Origin of the sequence: Methanothermobacter wolfeii (assembly GCF_025397995.1) — an archaeon.
Classification (GTDB): Archaea; Methanobacteriota; Methanobacteria; order Methanobacteriales; family Methanothermobacteraceae; genus Methanothermobacter; species Methanothermobacter wolfei.
This window is the reverse complement of record NZ_CP104550.1, coordinates 677,741-697,412: the sequence shown is the minus strand read 5'-3', so window position 1 is coordinate 697,412 and position 19,672 is coordinate 677,741. Positions and strand designations below refer to the sequence as shown.

General features: G+C 48.9%; 14 protein-coding genes and 1 pseudogene. 11 read left to right on the top strand and 4 right to left on the bottom strand.

Features of this window, described 5'->3' with window-relative positions; translation table 11 throughout:
• Positions 1-23 precede the first annotated feature (23 nt).
• Positions 24-2,843, top strand: coding sequence for a histidine kinase dimerization/phosphoacceptor domain -containing protein (locus N5910_RS03900; RefSeq protein ID WP_261599814.1), 2,820 nt, complete (start codon positions 24-26; stop codon positions 2,841-2,843).
• Between the two features lie 332 nt (positions 2,844-3,175).
• Positions 3,176-6,478 carry a pseudomurein-binding repeat-containing protein gene (locus tag N5910_RS03895; RefSeq protein ID WP_261599813.1) on the top strand — a complete coding sequence of 1,101 codons (3,303 nt, stop codon included), beginning with the start codon at positions 3,176-3,178 and terminating at the stop codon, positions 6,476-6,478.
• A 221-nt stretch (positions 6,479-6,699) separates the two neighbouring features.
• Here the strand turns inward: N5910_RS03895 and N5910_RS03890 are convergent, their stop codons facing one another.
• On the bottom strand, positions 6,700-8,403 hold the full coding sequence (locus N5910_RS03890) for a sensor histidine kinase (RefSeq protein ID WP_261599812.1): 1,704 nt from the start codon (positions 8,401-8,403) through the stop codon (positions 6,700-6,702).
• Between the two features lie 122 nt (positions 8,404-8,525).
• On the opposite strand from N5910_RS03890, the gene N5910_RS03885 reads away from it, so the two are divergent.
• The 3 genes from N5910_RS03885 (at position 8,526) to N5910_RS03875 (ending at position 10,476) form a co-directional block, all read left to right on the top strand.
• Positions 8,526-8,717 carry a hypothetical protein gene (locus tag N5910_RS03885; protein WP_261599811.1) on the top strand — a complete coding sequence of 64 codons (192 nt, stop codon included), beginning with the start codon at positions 8,526-8,528 and terminating at the stop codon, positions 8,715-8,717.
• A gap of 146 nt (positions 8,718-8,863) precedes the next feature.
• Positions 8,864-9,769 carry an alpha/beta hydrolase family protein gene (locus tag N5910_RS03880; RefSeq protein ID WP_261599810.1) on the top strand — a complete coding sequence of 302 codons (906 nt, stop codon included), beginning with the start codon at positions 8,864-8,866 and terminating at the stop codon, positions 9,767-9,769.
• An 89-nt stretch (positions 9,770-9,858) separates the two neighbouring features.
• Complete coding sequence (locus N5910_RS03875) at positions 9,859-10,476, top strand: hypothetical protein (protein WP_074358803.1); 618 nt, start codon at positions 9,859-9,861, stop codon at positions 10,474-10,476.
• A gap of 15 nt (positions 10,477-10,491) precedes the next feature.
• Here N5910_RS03875 and N5910_RS03870 read toward each other — a convergent pair whose 3' ends face one another.
• Both N5910_RS03870 and N5910_RS03865 read right to left on the bottom strand, forming a co-directional pair.
• Positions 10,492-11,073: a metal-dependent hydrolase gene (locus N5910_RS03870; protein WP_191216488.1), complete on the bottom strand. Its 582-nt coding sequence runs from the start codon at positions 11,071-11,073 to the stop codon at positions 10,492-10,494.
• A gap of 5 nt (positions 11,074-11,078) precedes the next feature.
• Positions 11,079-11,675: a hypothetical protein gene (locus N5910_RS03865; protein WP_191216487.1), complete on the bottom strand. Its 597-nt coding sequence runs from the start codon at positions 11,673-11,675 to the stop codon at positions 11,079-11,081.
• A gap of 129 nt (positions 11,676-11,804) precedes the next feature.
• Between N5910_RS03865 and rfbX the strand changes: the two are divergent.
• The 6 genes and pseudogenes from rfbX to N5910_RS03835 form a co-directional block, all read left to right on the top strand.
• Positions 11,805-12,758 (top strand): annotated as a pseudogene (gene rfbX, locus N5910_RS03860) (oligosaccharide flippase family protein); the annotation flags it as partial.
• Positions 12,759-12,844: 86 nt separating this feature from the next.
• The gene (gene glf, locus N5910_RS03855) at positions 12,845-14,017 is read left to right on the top strand and encodes a UDP-galactopyranose mutase (protein WP_315901952.1); all 1,173 of its coding nucleotides are present in this window, start codon (positions 12,845-12,847) and stop codon (positions 14,015-14,017) included.
• 66 nt (positions 14,018-14,083) lie between these two features.
• Positions 14,084-15,058, top strand: coding sequence for a glycosyltransferase family 2 protein (locus tag N5910_RS03850; protein ID WP_261599809.1), 975 nt, complete (start codon positions 14,084-14,086; stop codon positions 15,056-15,058).
• Positions 15,059-15,408: 350 nt separating this feature from the next.
• Entirely contained in the window at positions 15,409-15,585 is a 177-nt protein-coding gene (locus N5910_RS03845; protein WP_191216484.1) for a hypothetical protein, read from the top strand.
• 275 nt (positions 15,586-15,860) lie between these two features.
• Positions 15,861-17,294, top strand: a complete 1,434-nt coding sequence (locus tag N5910_RS03840) for a flippase (protein WP_261599808.1) — start codon at positions 15,861-15,863, stop codon at positions 17,292-17,294.
• On the top strand, positions 17,291-18,508 hold the full coding sequence (locus N5910_RS03835; protein ID WP_261599807.1) for a Coenzyme F420 hydrogenase/dehydrogenase, beta subunit C-terminal domain: 1,218 nt from the start codon (positions 17,291-17,293) through the stop codon (positions 18,506-18,508). Before N5910_RS03840 ends, N5910_RS03835 begins: the two co-directional genes overlap by 4 nt.
• Here the strand turns inward: N5910_RS03835 and N5910_RS03830 are convergent.
• Positions 18,501-19,670: a polysaccharide pyruvyl transferase family protein gene (locus tag N5910_RS03830; RefSeq protein WP_191216481.1), complete on the bottom strand. Its 1,170-nt coding sequence runs from the start codon at positions 19,668-19,670 to the stop codon at positions 18,501-18,503. The genes N5910_RS03835 and N5910_RS03830 overlap by 8 nt on opposite strands.
• Positions 19,671-19,672 lie beyond the last annotated feature (2 nt).

Sequence of the window (19,672 nt, the reverse complement as noted above, 5' to 3'; positions counted from 1 at the left end):
TTTTATTATAGGATTGTGGGCGGATGAACATCTACAGCACCCTTTCAATACTGGCATTCGTACTTTACCTTATCATCGGCACCTACCCCCTTAGGAAGGAGCGGGGAAACCTCCAGTGGAGTTTCTTTCTTATTTCCATTGCAATGGCCCTCTGGGCTGTTAGTCCCGCGGTCATGGATGCTTTAACTGAACCGGGACATGCCATCATGATCTATACTCTCTCAGGGATCGGTTTATGTCTTCTACCGGCACTGTTTCTTAACTTCGCCCTTGTACTCTCTGCCGGTGACAGGAGGATGGATAAGGCCGGATCCCTCATAATAATACCCCCCATCATCATCCTCTTCATCATAATCAGCAGTTCAATGATAACACCTGCAGTGTCCATGGTCAATGGAGTCTGGCAGATTGAAATAATCAGGAACCGTCCCCTGGAGCTCCTCCTTCAGATCTACATTTTCGGGTACTTCGGATCAGGCATAACCCTCATATGGAACCATGCAAGGACGGCCCCCCTCTACCATGAGAGAAAGATTTCAACCATCATATTCATGACATCCTCCCTCAGCCTCATCGGAGGGTGGATCCTGAGCTCCTTCCTACCCTCACTGGACATGCAGACCGTTAATCTGGCAGGGCAGCTGATAGGCCTTGCAGGCCTTGCAGGCATATCCGGCATGGTAACCCTCACGCCCCCTGTCATCAGCCCTTCCCTTGCAGGTGAAAGCATAATCGACAAGGTCACGGACCTCGTCATCCTCCTTGACCCTGAGGGGAGGGTGACACGTATTAATTACCGGGCGGAGGCTGAACTTGGAATCCATGCCGGTGAGGACTGGAGGAGATTCACAGCAGAGGACCACCAGGAAATCCTTGAGGTCGAATTGGAGTATGTGAAGGATGCCTCAAGGCATGTGAAGGGTGACTATCATCATGAACTTGTCCTGATTGACTACGTCACCCCGGGGGGTGAGAGGATCCCTGTCAAGTTATTCATATCCCTCATAAAGGAGGGCCCTGACCCTGTGGGCTACTCACTGGTTGCCCAGGACCAGAGGTACACCAGGAGGCTGATGAACAGGATAGAGAAAACCGAGAGGTCCGAGGGGGTCGCCAGGAGGCGTCTGGATGAGTTCAGGGTCCTTAATGAGATACTGAAGGATATAAATCATAGCAGGACCCCTGAGGATCTCTTCAGGACCATAATGAAACTTGCAGGGGAGTACCTTGGACTTCCAGGGGGCTGGGTCTACATCCATGATGGAAACGAACCCATCATTTCAGGGGAGGGGTCCCTTCCCCTTGACCCGTCAGAGGTCCTCAAGGAGCTGGGGGATCAGAGCGTGGCACTGGTGGATGGCTTCACGGTCGCCGCCCTGAGGCACGGTGATGAGACCCTGGGATTCATGCTGTTCCCTGGTCAGAAAACCAATGAGTATGATATCAGGCTCCTTGAGGCCATGGGGACCGAGGCTTCATCAACCCTCAAGAGGCTGTTCTACCAGGAGAAGCTTGTATCATCCCTGGAGGAGAAGGAGCTACTCCTGAGGGAGATCCACCACAGGGTAAAGAACAACCTTCAGGTCGTATCAAGCCTCCTGAACCTTCAGAGCAGCTACATTGACAACCCGAAGGTGGTTGAGGCCCTTAAGGACAGCCAGGGGAGGGTTATGAGTATGTCCATGATCCATGAGAAGCTCTACCGTTCAGGGAACCTCTCAGACATTGATGTGGGGGGTTACATCCAGGGACTTGTAAGGAGCATCATGCTCTCCTACCAGAAACCCGGGCAGAGGATCAGGCTGAACTTTGACATCGATGACGTGAAACTGAACCTTGACACCATAATGCCCCTGGGGCTCATGGTGAATGAACTTGTAACCAACGCCTTCAAGTACGCCTTCCCTGATGGCGGGGACGGGGAGGTTACCGTGAGACTCAAGGAGAGAGATGGGAGGTTCATTTTAACGGTTGCAGATGATGGTGTGGGGCTGCCCGAGGACTTCAGCATGGACAGCCTCACAAGCCTGGGGATGCTCCTTGACCTTGGATTCTTCCTGAGCCACCTGCCCCTTATAGTCCTGGCGGTCCTGGGGGTGCTCCTCATAAAGCTCGCCCTCAACAGTTTCGTTGGCTTCATACTGGGCTACTCTGCAAGGATAGTTGTCCTTATAAGCCTGGTGCTTGCCCAGATCGGTGAGTTCTCCTTCATACTCTCGGAGTCAGGGCTAAAGTACGGGTTGATGGACACCCTGACCTTCCAGGCATTCCTATCGGTCTCACTTATAACCATGGCCCTGACGCCCTTCCTCATATCACTTTCACCGAGGATCTCTGAGAGGGTTGTAAGGTCACGTGTGCATCCGGTTATAAAGAACGGTCGAAGGTATGAGAAGCCCCGGCTGAAGCTCGAGGACCACCTCATCATTGTTGGTATGGGTATAACCGGGAGGAGGCTTGCTGACCTCTGCCAGGAGCATGGGATACCATACATAGGCCTTGATGTTAACCCTGAAGCCGTCAGGAAGGCAAGGGATGAGGGCCTCAACGTCTATTACGGTGACGGTACCTATATGAGCGTCCTGAGACACTTTAACGTCCCTGAGGCTGCTGTCATGGTGGTTGCCATTGCAGATTATCCCTCAACCGTCCATGCGATACATGAGGCCAGGGCCCTGAACGAGTCCATGAAGATCATAGCCCGTATAAGGGGATTTGAGAACACTGAGAACCTTTACACTGCCGGGGCTGACTTTGTGGTCTCTGAGAAGCGTGAGGCCACCAGGAGGATATCTGATGAGATATTCAGCTGTTATGGTGAGGTATGTGAACTTGAAGAATGATCATGGATGGCTGGGGATGATGCCTTGCCCTGGATCTACTTAAATCGGGATTACAATGGGGTTCATGGATTCAATCAGGGCTAATGGCATTCCTTTAACTGAAAAGGGGATTTGGTTAATTTAAAGTTCCTGGCAGTGAATAAAAAAAGTTCTAATATTGACTTGTTTGATTTTAAAAGCTCTTAAAGTGTCTTTTTTCAGGATTAGAACCACAATATTTATATAATATGCTCTTTTTAAGACTATAATGGGGTTATTTAAGCCCCGCTGGAGGCGGTAAAATTTCGAGAAAGTTGAATATTTTAACAGCCCTATTTCTGGCGCTAATCCTTATGGGCTCAAATATTTCATATGCCGTCGAACTCAATGAACCGGATGTTCAGGACCTCAACGGCACCGCAGATTCCAGTTCCATTAACGATACATGTGATGCAGAGAACAGCACCGACACCCCTAAGGGTGATGCAGAGAGCACCGAGGGTGGTGGGGTTGATTCGCCTGGAAGCAGCGCTGATGTTGCTGCAGGTGAAGCACCCCACGGAGCCCTCTGGGTGAAGGCCTATGATATGGGTAAGGTCGACTTCCAGGAACTCAAGGGTAAGGGTATAACCGATATCTTCCTTGAGCAGCTGGCCTTCAACGATGCAAGGTTCAGGTCAAACCTTACCTCATTCCTTGGAAACGCCTCAGCCAATGGTTTGAGGGTGAGCGTCTGGGTCATCTGCCTCAAGGACTCAAGCGGTAACTGGTTCGACCCCACCCAGGAATTCATAGACAACCTCACACAGAGGGTGCTCGGATACACGGGCATCAGTGGTGTCGGGGGCGTGCACCTTGACTACATCAGATACCCTGGTAACGCATACCAGAGCCCAGGTGCAACAGAGGCCATAACCGGGATAGTTAAGAGGATAAGTGAAGCTGTTAAATCAGTTAACCCTGAATTTCTTCTATCAGCGGCCCTCATGCCCGAGAAGGGAGTCAACGCCTACTATTATGGTCAGGACTACACGAAACTCGCAGAGTACCTTGACGTCCTCATCCCGATGGCATACAAGGGCAACTACCGTGAAGGTTCATCATGGATAGAGAACGTCTCCGCCTACATCAAGAGTAAGAGCCTCAGTGCAGAGGTGTGGACAGGTCTTCAGACCTACAGGTCAGATGCTGATGTGACACCCATCCCTGCAGATGAACTCCTTGGAGATATTAACGCCGCCCTTCGTGGAGGGGCTGATGGCTACGCCCTCTTCAGGTACGGACTGATTGACAGGGAATTCCTTGGTGGAGTTCCAGCTGCAATAACAAAGCCGGTCGCTGACAATTCACTGACCTCATCCATGATCATGGACGCGGCCAGCAGGGTTAAGGCATTTGTGGAGTCAAATCACAGGCTCCCCAACTACGTCACCGTGGGGGAGATGCAGGTCACTCCTGGTGAATTCCTCTACATGCTGGCAGGGCTCATCAGCGGCAGGACCCCTGAGAGAGGGTCCTTCAGTGAAGCATCAGATATAAATCTCACGGCTTCAGGGACAATTCAGAAGGAGGAGTACCTGAGAATAGCCTCAGATGTCCTTAATTACATGTCATCAACAGGGAACGCACCATCAAGGATCTCATCAACTGCAGGGGACCTCAGCTTCAATGTCCTCCTCTACATCTTCTCAAAGATCGTCGCATTCCAGGAGGCCAACGGCAGACTGCCCAACTATGTGACGGTTGACAGTTCTGTTTTCTCAGGAAAGATTGACAGGGAATTCCTTGGTGGAGTTCCAGCTGCAATAACAAAGCCGGTCGCTGACAATTCACTGACCTCATCCATGATCATGGACGCGGCCAGCAGGGTTAAGGCATTTGTGGAGTCAAATCACAGGCTCCCCAACTACGTCACCGTGGGGGAGATGCAGGTCACTCCTGGTGAATTCCTCTACATGCTGGCAGGGCTCATCAGCGGCAGGACCCCTGAGAGAGGGTCCTTCAGTGAAGCATCAGATATAAATCTCACGGCTTCAGGGACAATTCAGAAGGAGGAGTACCTGAGAATAGCCTCAGATGTCCTTAATTACATGTCATCAACAGGGAACGCACCATCAAGGATCTCATCAACTGCAGGGGACCTCAGCTTCAATGTCCTCCTCTACATCTTCTCAAAGATCGTCGCATTCCAGGAGGCCAACGGCAGACTGCCCAACTATGTGACGGTTGACAGTTCTGTTTTCTCAGGAAAGATTGACAGGGAATTCCTTGGTGGAGTTCCAGCTGCAATAACAAAGCCGGTCGCTGACAATTCACTGACCTCATCCATGATCATGGACGCGGCCAGCAGGGTTAAGGCATTTGTGGAGTCAAATCACAGGCTCCCCAACTACGTCACCGTGGGGGAGATGCAGGTCACTCCTGGTGAATTCCTCTACATGCTGGCAGGGCTCATCAGCGGCAGGACCCCTGAGAGAGGGTCCTTCAGTGAAGCATCAGATATAAATCTCACGGCTTCAGGGACAATTCAGAAGGAGGAGTACCTGAGAATAGCCTCAGATGTCCTTAATTACATGTCATCAACAGGGAACGCACCATCAAGGATCTCATCAACTGCAGGGGACCTCAGCTTCAATGTCCTCCTCTACATCTTCTCAAAGATCGTCGCATTCCAGGAGGCCAACGGCAGACTGCCCAACTATGTGACGGTTGACAGTTCTGTTTTCTCAGGAAAGATTGACAGGGAATTCCTTGGTGGAGTTCCAGCTGCAATAACAAAGCCGGTCGCTGACAATTCACTGACCTCATCCATGATCATGGACGCGGCCAGCAGGGTTAAGGCATTTGTGGAGTCAAATCACAGGCTCCCCAACTACGTCACCGTGGGGGAGATGCAGGTCACTCCTGGTGAATTCCTCTACATGCTGGCAGGGCTCATCAGCGGCAGGACCCCTGAGAGAGGGTCCTTCAGTGAAGCATCAGATATAAATCTCACGGCTTCAGGGACAATTCAGAAGGAGGAGTACCTGAGAATAGCCTCAGATGTCCTTAATTACATGTCATCAACAGGGAACGCACCATCAAGGATCTCATCAACTGCAGGGGACCTCAGCTTCAATGTCCTCCTCTACATCTTCTCAAAGATCGTCGCATTCCAGGAGGCCAACGGCAGACTGCCCAACTATGTGACGGTTGACAGTTCTGTTTTCTCAGGAAAGTACCTTGCAGCAACAGCAAACTGTCAGGTGGGCAGTCCTGAGATAAGGGCGCTTGCATCGAGCATCACTAAAGGACTTACATCGGCACTCTCAAAGGCAACCGCAATCTTCAACTGGGTCAGGGATAATATCAGTTACAGCTTCTACTACAACACAAGGTACGGTGCCCTGGGAACACTCAAAAACCGGTCAGGTAACTGTGTGGACATCACCCACCTCCTGGTGGCCCTTTCAAGGGCTGCAGGGATACAGGCGAGGTACGTCCATGCAGCATGCACCTTCATTTCAGGGAACACCTATGGACACGTCTGGGCCCAGCTCTATGTAAACGGTGCATGGGTAAACGCTGATGCATCAAGCAATATGAACTCCTTTGGAGTTATAAAGAACTGGAATAGCGCCAGTATAAAGGGGTACTATGAGGAACTACCATTCTAGTCTCCCCCCTTTTTTATTTTTTTAAATTTTAAGTGGTCCGTGAGCATCATATCCAGTTTATCGTTTTTCCACTGAATCCGTGGAGACCAGATAAATAAGCATACCTTATATTCTCATCCCCACACACAGATCACTGAGGACCAGATAAAACACACCATACCACATCTACTCTCATCCCCCACACACAGATCACTGAAGACAGATCTCACTGAAACACTGAACTAAATCCTCTTCCTGTATTTGAGTTCCCTGAACTCAAGGATCACCGCGGTGCCCTCATCTGATTCGAATCTGAGTTCACCGTCAAGCTGGTCTGCAAGGGCCTTCATGAGCGACATCCCCACACCCTCCCTGTACTCAGCCCCCAGGCCCGCGCCGTCATCGGTGACCGTGAGCCTCAGGAGCCCATCACCCTTCAGTTTCACCCTGATGTGGCCCCTGCCATCAGGGAACGCATGCCTGATTGAGTTGGTGACTGCCTCGTTTATAAGAAGTCCCAGGGGTATTGCGGTTTCTAGGTTCAGCCTGATATCTGTTTCAACACTGAACTCAACCCCATATTCATCGAAGGCTCCCCTCAGACGCTCTATCAGTCTTGTGATGAACGATTCCATGTCAACGCCTGTGAAGTCACCTGTGTCGTAGATGGTTTCATGGAGGATCGCCATTGCCCTCACACGGTTCTGGGCGTCCGTGAGGACAGATTTCACTGCTTCATCGGCACCTATTGACTGAATGTTAAGGAGGCTTATGATTATCTGGAGGTTGTTCTTTACCCTGTGGTGCACTTCACTGAGGAGGGCGTCCCTCTCAGTGAGGGCATCCTCAAGGGACCTCTGCGTCCTTATAAGGTCAGTTATGTCCGTGAGTGACACCATAGATCCCCTGAAATCTCCATCGGTGTACATGGGGATCATCCAGCCCATGTAGTAACAATCACCTATCCTTAGCCTTTCTATCATCAAGGGTTCCCTGTGGGATGGTTCAACAGGGATTTCATCCACCTCAAGCTCCTTCATGGCCCTGTTCCTGTAGATCATGTTTCCATCATGATCCAGGACAGCTATGGCCTCACCAAGGTTTTCAACAACATTCCTGAAGAACCTCCGGGCCTCGATGAGGGCCTCCTGGTACTTCACCTTCTTATCATCTATACCGCTGAGTTCCTCTGCAAGGAACACCACCGAGATGATGATGAGGGATGCCATCATACCCATCATGAAGATCACTCCGAAGCCGGGAAAGAGTGCAGGTTCGATTCTGAGGGTCAGGATGCCCAGGATGGTTATGCAGATTATCATGATGGGGAGTATGATCCTTGCAAGGCGTCCCTCACTGAAGGACCTGTGGAGGGGTGCCATCACACCATCCTCAGCGTAGAGGCTGAGTATGGCCGTGCATGAGAGTATGTGGAGTGTGGCCGTGTAGAAGGCCATCATGAAGTAGGTGCTGTAGACGTCCACTCCCCCGATGTACCCTGTGAAGACACAGTATGCCACCGAACCGCAGATAAGGGTCAGGATCTGGGGGAGTATGTACCTTGATGAGGCAAGGAGGATGAGTATCAGGCCGTAGGCAATGAAGATGATTGATGTTATGAACCTAGAGTTTACACCGTACTCCAGTGAACCGGTATCAAGGTAACCTGCAAGTGTGAGGGTGTAGAAGACCAGGAAGAAGACGCCTGCATAGACTGCAGGGAGTTTCACATCCCTTGAGAGCATGATAAGGGATGCTGCAAGGACCATGAAAATGACTGCTGTCACAGGCTGGACCGGAGCTGAACCCAGGACCTCACCCTTCATGAAGGTGTTTCCAAGGAACCAGCCGGCAAGGATAATGAGGGAGAAGATGATGATCAGAATTGAGACTAAAAATGACAGTCGCCTTGCAAAGGCCTCGGATTTTGAAACCAGAAAAATCACCCATACAGTGATATGTCAGCGGCGGTAATAATAATTTTTGATTTAAGAGGGGATTGATTATTAACTTTTATGGAAAAGGTTATATTGATCGTTCATCAGACTCTGCATCCGGGGGGATTGCAGTGAAGTCCTTTTTCTGTCCATTCTGCAGGGCCAATGTTGTGGCCGAGGCTGGGTGCACTGAGAAAATACACACAGGATATCAATTCTGCAGGGCCAATGTTGTGGCCGAGGTCCATGGAAACCAGAGGGCAAGGTTCTATTACATGGTATGCCCATCATGCGGTGCAAGGGTGTGCCTTGATACCGGCTGATGGCCTTATGCTGCTTTGACAGGATACTTTTATGAATTCCCACTGTAGCTGCATTCAGATGCCAGAACCATGCACCTGACTCCTGGAGATGATGCGCCCTTAACTTATATGGACCATTAGCCATAGATTAATTAAGGGTGATATCATTGAAGACCTGGACTTTGCTCCTCATCCTCCTGCTCCTCTCCCTGAACCATGTCAGCGGAGCCCCCTGGGATGATCAGGCCGTGGACTCCACCAGCTACGGGATCATCAGGGAGTCCCATGGTGAAGGGGATGGGAAGTACTGGATATTCCGGCCCTCAAGGCCCGGAAGGTACCCTGTTGTTGTATTCATACATGGCTGGGCAGCCACCGAGCCCCTCTTCTACATGGCATGGATAAGGCACCTTGTGGGGAGGGGTAACATCGTTGTCTACCCCAGGTACCAGAACCTCCTGGATACCGGTTCAGAGAACTTCACAGATAACAGTGCAGAGGCCCTCAAGGACGCCCTTATGAGGATCGGTAATGAATACAGCGGTGAACTCTTCCTTATAGGCCACTCTGCCGGGGGGATCATAGCGGTGAACCTTGCATCAAGGGATGATCTCCCGGAACCAGGGGCTGTCCTTGCAGTCCAGCCGGGTGTGTCTGAGGAGGGGAGGAAGTTCGAGAACCTCACAGGAATCCCGCCCGGGACGCTGCTTGTCGTCATGGCTGGTGATGATGATAACATAACAGGGACCAGGGACTCCTACCTCATAATGGAGGAGACGCCCCAGATCCCCTCTGAGAGGAAGATGTTCCTCCTGGTCAGGTCAGACGGACCCCTAAGGGCGGATCACCTGTCACCCCTCGCGGTTTCGGATGAATTCGGGGTCCTGGTTGATAACCTTGACTACAGCGGATACTGGAAGGTCCTTGACATCCTCATAGAACTTGGAGGGGAGAACCGGACCCTCATGGATGTGGACATGGAGAGGATACAGGATATGGGTAACTGGAGCGACGGGAGGCCCGTGCAGAGGATGATCCTCCTCTACCGGCCGGGGGTCGGATGGATGATATGAAGGGGTCCATGGAAATGAAGAGATGGAAACTGCCCTGATTGGTAGGTATATTAGTTTAATACTATTAACTTGAGTCATGGAGGAATATTATGGACAGGAAGATCCCTATAATCGCAGCCCTTGTGGCTGTCCTCATAATAACACCGGTACTTGCAGTTGAAGTCTTTGATGAGGCCATATTCTCACAGATACCCTACAGTTACACGTCCTACACATCAATACCCGCCAACAAGCCGGGTGAGGGGTCACTGGGGGGCTACTATTCCATAAACGGTAGGGGGAGGGACTTCAATTTCAGGATAGTCCTCCCGGGGGCAGAGAACTTTGACACCCATGAGGTTAACGGTACAAGGATATGCTACAATGAGAGCGGACTTACAGGGACCGGTCACATTGATGAAATTGACGTGACATGGAACACCATAACCTCCCTCCTGAGGGGCGACCTCAAGGGGGCCATGTTCCGGACCATGCTCAGGGGCACCTACAATATGACCTGCGCCGCGTGGACTGGCGGTGGAGCCTTTATAAATGATGGTGAGAAGTTCAGGGGCAACTTCACCATAAACGGGATTGAAACCTTCTTCGGGGGTAACTTCACCCTCCTCGAGGAGAACGGCCGCATGGTTATAAGGGCTGATTACATCTGGCACCCCCAGGGAAAACCCAGTGAGGCTAAAAGGGTCCGTAAGGACTTCTACATGTAGAAACTTTTTTTCTTTTTATCTGTCGGCGTAGTCAACTATGATCCTCTCTGAGCAGTTCTCCCTTATCACGGTGATATTAACATCCCTCCGGGCCTCAAGCATCAGGTTTATTTTAACGTCGGTCAGGTTCTCCTTCTCCACCCTCACCTCCCTGAGGGTTCCGTCAAGGGCCCCTGCAGATAAAAGGGAGAAGGCGAGTACCATGACGATGAGGAATGATAGGAGGGCCCACTCGCCGGCTGTCCCCGTCCTTATCCTGTTCTTCCTCCGGAGACAGTGGTAGGGTGTGTCCTTGAGGGGGTAGAGGAGGGGGCATCCGTAGACCGTGAAGAGGTCCATTATAATGTGGGATGTGATTCCAGCAAGTAGGGGTATCCCGTAGGCTGGGCTCTTCACTGCAAAGAGGAGAAGGGGTGGTAAAATGAGCAGCGAGTGTCCGATGCCCCTGTGTCTCCCTGTGAGGAAGTCCATGATGTCTGGGGTTACTGCTGATGCCCCGGCGAGGAGGGCCCCTGTGATCAGGCCTGATGCAGGGATCAGGGTGTTTATTATTATGAAGAGGAGAGCTCCTGCCACAATATGCGTCCTTGGCTTCATGTTCTCTAACCTGCAATGTAGGTCATGGTCCTGAAGGTTATGAGGCCGAACCAGAGGGCTCCGGCTGCCATGAAGCCCTCCCTGACCCCCACCCTGAAGTAGCAGAATGCTATGATTATGGATATCACCGCGAAGACAGCCACGGTGACGTCCACGCTCTCCTCATCCATGCACTCAGATGGGTTGGCCTTCCTGAAGGTCCTGTAGAAGGGGTAGACCTCCCTCCTGAAGGTCCCTGTAAGGCCTGTCATGTAGGTTATGTTGCCGTTCTCATGGAGCCAGAGGTACTTCCTTGAGGCCTTCTCTGAGAGGTCCTCGAAGTGGTCCATGAAGACCCAGGTCATGGATTCAAGGGAGGAGAGCCTTTCAAGGAGTTCGTTCACCGTGAGTTTGTCGGGTGCTTCAGGGTCATGGCTCCTCATTATCATCATGAGCCCTGCCTTGAGGGGCATGGGTGAGGGTATGTAGACCATCACAGGGTCTCCAGGGATTTTCTGATCCCTGAGGGCCTCTGTGATCTCCTGGTAGGTTTCCCTTACGCTTCCCCCGCAGAAGACTATGTTGTTCTTCTCTAGGCAGGACGCAATTTTTATTATGTTCATAAGAATAAGTAATAAGTAATACTATTTAAGTTTTTCGTATGTTCGGTCCTGGTGGAGCCTCCCCACTACGGGTAAATCTTTATGCATGCCATGATAAAGAAACTAAAGAAAGTGTGATGGTGGATCTGGATGAGAAGTAGAGCAGAGAGTATACTCAGAAACAGCGACTACAGGCGCGTACTTGAGAACATCGCATCCCTCACAGGAATACAGATGGTCCAGTACCTCCTCCCCCTCATAACATTCCCATACCTTACAAGGGTCCTCGGACCCGGTAACTATGGTAAGGTGGCCTTTGCAGTGGCCTTCATAACCTACTTCAACCTCATAACCGACTACGGATTCAACCTCTCAGCAACAAGGGAGATATCCATAAACAGGGATGACACCAAAAAGGTCTCAAGGATCTACAGTTCGGTAATGGTGACAAAGACCCTCCTCATGTTACTCACCTTCACAGCCATGCTCACCATCGTACTATCAGTTGACATGTTCAGGTCGGACCTCCCCCTCTACATATACACCTACGGCATCGTCCTTGGAAGCGTCCTCTTCCCTGTATGGCTCTTCCAGGGGTTTGAGAGGATGAGGTACATAAGCATCCTCAGGATACTCAGCTCACTCATATACACCGGCCTAATATTCATTGTGGTGAGGGGTCCCATGGACTACCTCTACGTGCCCCTCCTCAACTCCCTCGGATTCATAGCGGTTGGAATCTACAGTCAGAGGATAGTGAAGAGGGAGTTCAATGTCAGGTTCTTAAGGCCCTCACCGGCCGATATAAGGGAGCAGCTTGTTGATGGATGGCACCTCTTCATCTCAACCCTTGCAATAAGCCTCTACACAACATCAAACCGGTTCATACTCGGACTCCTCGCAGGGAACGTGACTGTTGGGTATTATGCCGTGGCAGAGGATATAACAAGGGCCCTCCTTGGACTCACATCACCCATAAGCCAGGCCATCTACCCCTACTTCTCCAGGATACAGGAGGAGGACAGGGAGAGGGCCAGGAGTGAACTTAAGAAGATGCTCATCATAATGGGTGCCCTGACCTTCGGCCTCTCGGTCCTTATGGTCCCCCTTGCACCCTTCATCATAGGGGTGCTTGCTGGTCAGGGATACGCTGAGAGCATACCCCTCCTCCAGATACTGGTCTTCATAATATTCGCGGTGGGGGTAAACAATATCCTGGGTACACAGGGTCTTCTTTCCTTCGGTTACAAGAAGGATTTCACCAGGATGGTCCTCTATGGAGGCCTGATCCACATTGTACTCTTCCTCGCCCTTGTAATCCTCATGGGTTCGGTGGGTGCCGCGATAATGAACGTGATGAGAACGGCATCATCATCCATAAGTACGGGCCCCACATCTTCCACACAGATTACAGGGAGGTCTTCGAGTACCTCTCACGCTTCACAGAGTGGAGGGAATACCAGCACCGTGTGCTGGGATCAATTGATGGAAGGCTGGTCCCCCTGCCCTTCAACCTCACATCAATGAGGGAACTTCTGCCGGAGAGCCTTTCACGGCGCCTTGAGGAGAAACTACTTGAAAAGCACCCCCATGGGGCGCGGGTCCACATACTGGAACTCATGGAGGAGGATGACCCTGACCTCAGATTCCTGGCAGACTACATCTACAGGAAAGTCTTCCTGAACTACACCATGAAGCAGTGGGGCCTGAAGCCAGAGGAGATTGACCCCGAGGTTACCGGGCGCGTGCCGGTGGTCCTCTCCAATGATGACAGGTACTTCCAGGACACCTACCAGGCTGTGCCCCTCAGGGGTTACACCGGGATGATAGGGAGGATGCTTGACCACCCGAACATCAAACTCATGCTCAACACATCCCATGATGAGGTCCTGGAGCTCAGGGATGGAAGTATCTTCGTTATGGGTTCGGAGTTCAGGGGTAAACTGGTATTCACAGGGAAGATCGATGAACTCTTCAATTACAGGTACGGTGAGCTCCCCTACCGTTCCCTTGACTTCAGGTTCGAAGCACATGACATGGAATGGTTCCAGGAGGCTGCGACCATAAACTACCCCAACAACTATGATTACACCAGGATCACTGAGTTCAAGCACCTTCACCCTGTAAGGTCAGATAGGACAGTTATAGTGAAGGAGTACCCCTGCAGTCATGTGAGGGGTGAAAATGAGGCTTGCTATCCCATCTTCACAGAGGAAACCCGTGAAATGTACAGAAGGTACCTTGAACTTGCAGCTGACTACGATAACCTTGTCCTTGTGGGCAGGCTTGCGGAGTACAGGTACTATGACATGGATGACATCGTGAAGAGGAGCCTGGATGTTTTCAGGGAGATGATACTCTGATGAATTCAGCCGCTACAATAGAAGTAAAGTACCATGTTTTAAGAGAACCACACGAGAGGAGATACCTTGAAAGTTTCAGCAGTGGTTGTGACCTTTAATCGGAAGGAACTTCTCATTGAATGCCTGGAGGCCCTCAGGAGGCAGACAAGACCCCTTGATGCCCTGTACATCATAGACAACGCATCAACCGACGGTACAGAGGAACTCCTCGGGAAGGAAGGATACCTTAACGGAAGCATGGAGAACCTCCATGATGGAGGTGTGATTAAAGTCAACTACATCAGACTCCCGAAAAACACGGGGGGAGCCGGAGGATTCCATGAGGGAGTCAGAAGAGCCTACAGTGATGGATACGACTGGATATGGCTCATGGACGATGATGCTGAACCCCTCCCTGAGAGTCTTGAGAGATTACTTGATTATGAGAGTGATGGTGTTGCTGCCCTTGCCAATCTAAAGGTTGGCATTGATGGCATGCCACAGGTGATACACAGGGGTTTCTTTGACTTTAACAGTTTCAGATGGGTTGTACGACCCATTAATCCTGAGATAAATGATGAGTGCATTAAGATTGACCACGCATCATTTGTGGGCATCCTCATTAATTCAGAGTCCATAGGGAAGGTTGGGTTCCCGAGGGAAGATTTTTTCCTGCACTATGATGATGTTGAGTACTGTTTAAGGTTGAGGGGTACGGGTGATATAATCCTTGTTACAGGAAGCAGGATACTCCACAAGGACGCTGCCTGGGATAACCTTGAAAAGAAAAGATTTTTATGGAAAGAAGTTTCCATGGTTCCCTATGAGAAACTATGGCTCAGGTATTATGGTCTCAGGAACCATACCTGGCTACGTAAAAGGAATATGAACCCCCTGCTCTTCTACATATTCCTTTTAAGGGCAATTCCCCTTTCACTACTGGGACAGATCATCTCCATGGATAATGTAATAAAAAGATGCAGATTCATACTGAGTGCATATTATGATGGTATCCGAGGAAACTTCAATAACGAGAAACCTAAAAAACAGTTATATGAATAGTTTTACCAGGGAAACGGTATCATTATTAGAGTGTTATATGGATGAACAAATATGATTCTCCACATGACAATCATGAGTTTATTCAGAGCCCCCAGTTTGCTAAAAAATCCTTATTCAGATACTGAAAGTTAATAAACCTTGATTGGTACTCTCCTTTAAAACCTTGAGGGAGTAATGTGACCGTGCAAGGAGAAAATCGACGCTTTCAAGGGAATCATCAGCACCATCAATATCCCTAATCCGATCCTCTGTTAGTTCCAATGCATGCGGGAACCCGTCAGAGGAGATAGGCCCTGGTGATGAGTGCATTCAAGATCCTACTCCATCCTTTAAGCCTTGAAGTGTGGTAATTGTCCGCTGAACCATACCCGCTTCTTATATTATCATGTACACTGAGGGGGTCACAGCCCATCCTTTACCTCGGGTGCTATGAGTATTCCCTCATCATATTCTATTTCACCAACCATGACATTATAAACCCTGTATTCTTCAGGGGCCGGCTCCTTAACGGCAGGATAATAATATAAGTAAGCATTGAATCCGATATGGTTCCTTAAATGGTATACAAGCTTGTGTAGTAGCTCCGGGGCCCCTGTAACAGTTCTTGCAGGGCAGTATGAACCTTTGTATCTGGATATGCTGGAATCATGTCCTATTCACTCCAGTTAAATGTGTGGAGTAGACAGGTTCTCATAGTTAGTTGGCCATGTCAGGGCCAGGGGATTGATCTACCGCCGGCATCTTAGACTCTTCATCTGCATCATATGAAAAGGATATAAACATGGACCTATAAAGTGATGGTATGAATCAGGTGCAGAGGATAGTTAAGAACATCGGTGTTACAGGGTTTGCCCAGGTTTTAACATCATTAATGGCCTTCGTACTCCTCCTATACCTTGCAAGGATCCTTGGCGAAGCCGACTTCGGGAAGTACAGTTTTGCAATCTCACTTACCACTCTCCTTGCAACATTCACAGACCTCGGTGTCAACCAGTTACTTGTAAGAGAGATAGCAAGGGATAAGGATCTCTCGGAAAGTTACATCAGTAACGCCGTCATCCTGAAGGTGCCGCTGGGGGTGATGACCCTTGCACTGGTACCCATCCTTTCATGGTTACTATCACTTAGCGGTGATATGACCATGCTCCTTTACCTCTTCGGATTCTATAACGTCCTTCTCACGATTTCAGGCACCTATCTCTCACTCTTCCAGGCGTGGGAGAGGATGGAGTATGTTGCAGTCTTCCAGATAATTGAGAGGTCCGTGACCGTCACGCTTGGACTCGCGGTCCTTTTCATGGGTTATGGTGTCTTTGCCGTTGCCCTTGTCTATGCAGTTGCCGGTGTCCTTGACCTCCTTGTTGCATCAGCTATCAGCTTTAAGAGGTTTGTGAGGCCGTCCATCAGCTTTGAACCTGGTCTTCAGTGGAGGCTCCTCGTGGAGGGTCTCCCCTTCGGTCTTAATTCCCTTTTTGCAGTGTTCTTCTTCAAGATAGACACCGTGCTCCTGGGGATCCTCAGGGATGATGTTGCTGTTGGTGTATACAATGCTGCCTACAACCCCCTCCTGAGCCTCAGCATGATAATATCAGGCATGGTTTCATCAGCGGTTTATCCAGTGATGTCAAGGCAGTTTACTGATGGGGGGGATGTCCTTGAGAACTTTACCATGGTATCCTGCAAGTATCTTTCAATCATCAGCTTCCCCATGGCCGCCGGGTGTCTGGTACTTGCAGACAGGTTCATCTCCCTCTTCTACGGTGGAGGTTTCAGTGGATCCATAATCGCCTTTCAGATCCTGAGCCTCTTCATACCCATAAGGCTTGTGAGCACCATCACAGGGACCCTTTTAAGTTCCATAGACAGGCAGGGCCTCAGGATGCTCAGCGTGAGCCTGAGCGCTGCCCTGAACATCATACTGAACATCATACTCATACCATTATACAGTTACATCGGTGCAAGTATAGCGACAGTGGTGTCAGAGCTATTCCTCTACATGCTCTTCCTCCACTATATAGGTAGACACTATAAACATGTAGATGTGAACGGTACATTCAGGAAACCTGCACTTGCATCTGTAATTATGGGGGCGGCCGTCTACCTGATGATGGACCTGAACCTTTTAATCATTATACTTCTTGCATCCTGCATTTACTTCGGAGTCCTTATCCTCATCAGGACCTTTGATGAGGAGGATAAGGTGATACTGATGAAACTTATGGGGAGGAGTCCATGAAGAACATTGGTGAGATCAGGGATCTTTGTACCGGCTGCGGGACATGCGCTGCCATGTGCCCCAGAGAGATAATTGAAATGAATGTTAACAGAAAAAAAGGAATATATGAACCAATCATAGTAGGGGAATGTGATGAGTGCGGCGTCTGCATAAAGGTCTGCCCGGGGGTATCCGTTGATTTCAGGGAACTTAACAGGGAAATATTCGGTTATGAAGGAGAGGACATGCTCCTTGGCAACCATGAAGCCTGCTATGTTGCCCATTCAACCGATGAAAAACTCAGATACAATGCATCATCAGGCGGTATGGTGACCCAGATACTCATCCACCTAATTGATAAGGGCATCGTCGACGGGGCCCTTGTAACCCATATGAACCCTGAGAAACCCCTTGAACCTGAACCTTTCATTGCAAGGACCCCTGAGGATATCATTGAGGCGGCTGGATCCAAGTACTGCCCGGTACCCGCGAATATAGCCCTCAGGGAGATCCTCAGGGAACCTGGAAAGTACGCTGTTGTAGGGCTGCCCTGCCATATCCAGGGCATCAGGAAGGCTGAAATGATCAACAGGAAACTGAGGGAGAGGATAGTATATCACCTAGGAATAGTATGCAACCACACACCATCATTCATGGCCACGGAATTCCTCCTTGAAAAACTGGGAGTCAGCAAAAATGAAGTTAAAAGTATAAAGTATCGTGGTGAGGGATGGCCCGGAAGCCTTAAAATTGAAACAACCACGGGTCAAATACTACTACTACCCGAATATTGGGGATCTGGGTTCGGGCAACTCTTTATACCCCCAAGATGTAGAAGATGCTCTGACCATATGGCTGAACTGTCTGACATGTCATTTGCAGACCCCTGGCTACGGGAATTTGAAGGTGAAAATATAGGAAAAACCTTAATAGTACTCAGGAAGGACATTAAAATACTTGATGACCTTAAGAAGGAGGGACTATGTAACCTTGAACCTATAGAAGCAGAAAAGGTCCTTCTTTCACAATTATACAATATTTACATGAAAAAGAAGGTTCATATGATCGATAATGACCTATATAAAGGCAGATTCCCAGAAATTGACCTTATCGACAAATTAATCTCCATTTTTGAACCAGAAAAACTGCGAATTCCCAAAAAACTCATAAAGATATACATGACCCTATACTCCATTCTCGTATCTCTAAAGGCTCGTAAAGATTTCCTCATGTGATTTTAAGGGAATCGCAGAGTTCCCTTACAAGTTCACCATTCTTGAGGGCCTTTCTTTTCACCTCTGGGATGACCTTTTCTAGATGTTTTTTTATTCTTTCACGGTTCTCCCAGGCCTTCATGGTCTTTTCATGTAGGATATCATAGTTCAAATCATCTATGTCTATTATGTACTCATCTAGGCCAAGAAGTTCTCCTATTATCCCATGCATTTTGTGACTGTAGGCAATACCAACACTTGGTATGCACTGTGATGTTGATGCAATAACAGCGTGCATCCTTGCCCCTATAAATAAATCACAAAGTCCTATTATTCCTTTAACTTCCTCTGGCGTATAGTCCCCTTCAATAACATTAACGAGATTCTTATTTTTGATTTTTGAATAAACTTTTTTTGCAATTGAATAATCATCATGGACATTATTTAGGACATGAGGTATTAGGAGTATGTTAACATCATAGGTTTCGATTAGTTTGTCTATGAGTTTAGCATTCATCATTATATAATCCATATGACGACCAGCATCTTTAAGAAGATCATATATGTGCTGACTCACATTTATACCTATTATTGATCCCTGAGACGCCCTTATATCCTCATTTTTTAGTATTTCCTTGATATTTTCCTTCGATGCGGTTTTAAGTAGAAAGGCGGGGTCAGCTCCTAAAAAGTAATTTCTTATTCCTAACATTTTTAAATAATTCTCTGTTATCTTCTCCCTTATAATCAGAAGGTCAACTTTATTTAAGCAGAACTTGGCCAATAAACGGGAAATGGGATTATTAAATGGCCCCAGGGACTGTGCATAAATAACATAAGCCTTCTTAGCCAGTAATTTATAGGAAACTATATTATAAAAAAACCCGAATACTGTTAGTATTCCATAGTCCTCAGAAATGGTGTCTCCATGGAGATCAATAACGATATCAAAGTCATCAGATTCTTTTCTGATTTTGAATAAACGGAGTTTTGAAAGTAGATCATCTGAAAATTCAATTCCCTTACAGTTTAATTTGTCCCTGTTTGGCCATGGAGTCACTGCCTTGAATAGTGCGTTTTCAAAATAGTTCTTTAGTGTCTGAACTGTACTTTTAAGTATGGCTGCAGTTCCTTTATTTCTAGAACATTCAATGCCTATAAGTAAAAATCTGACACCTTTCACCT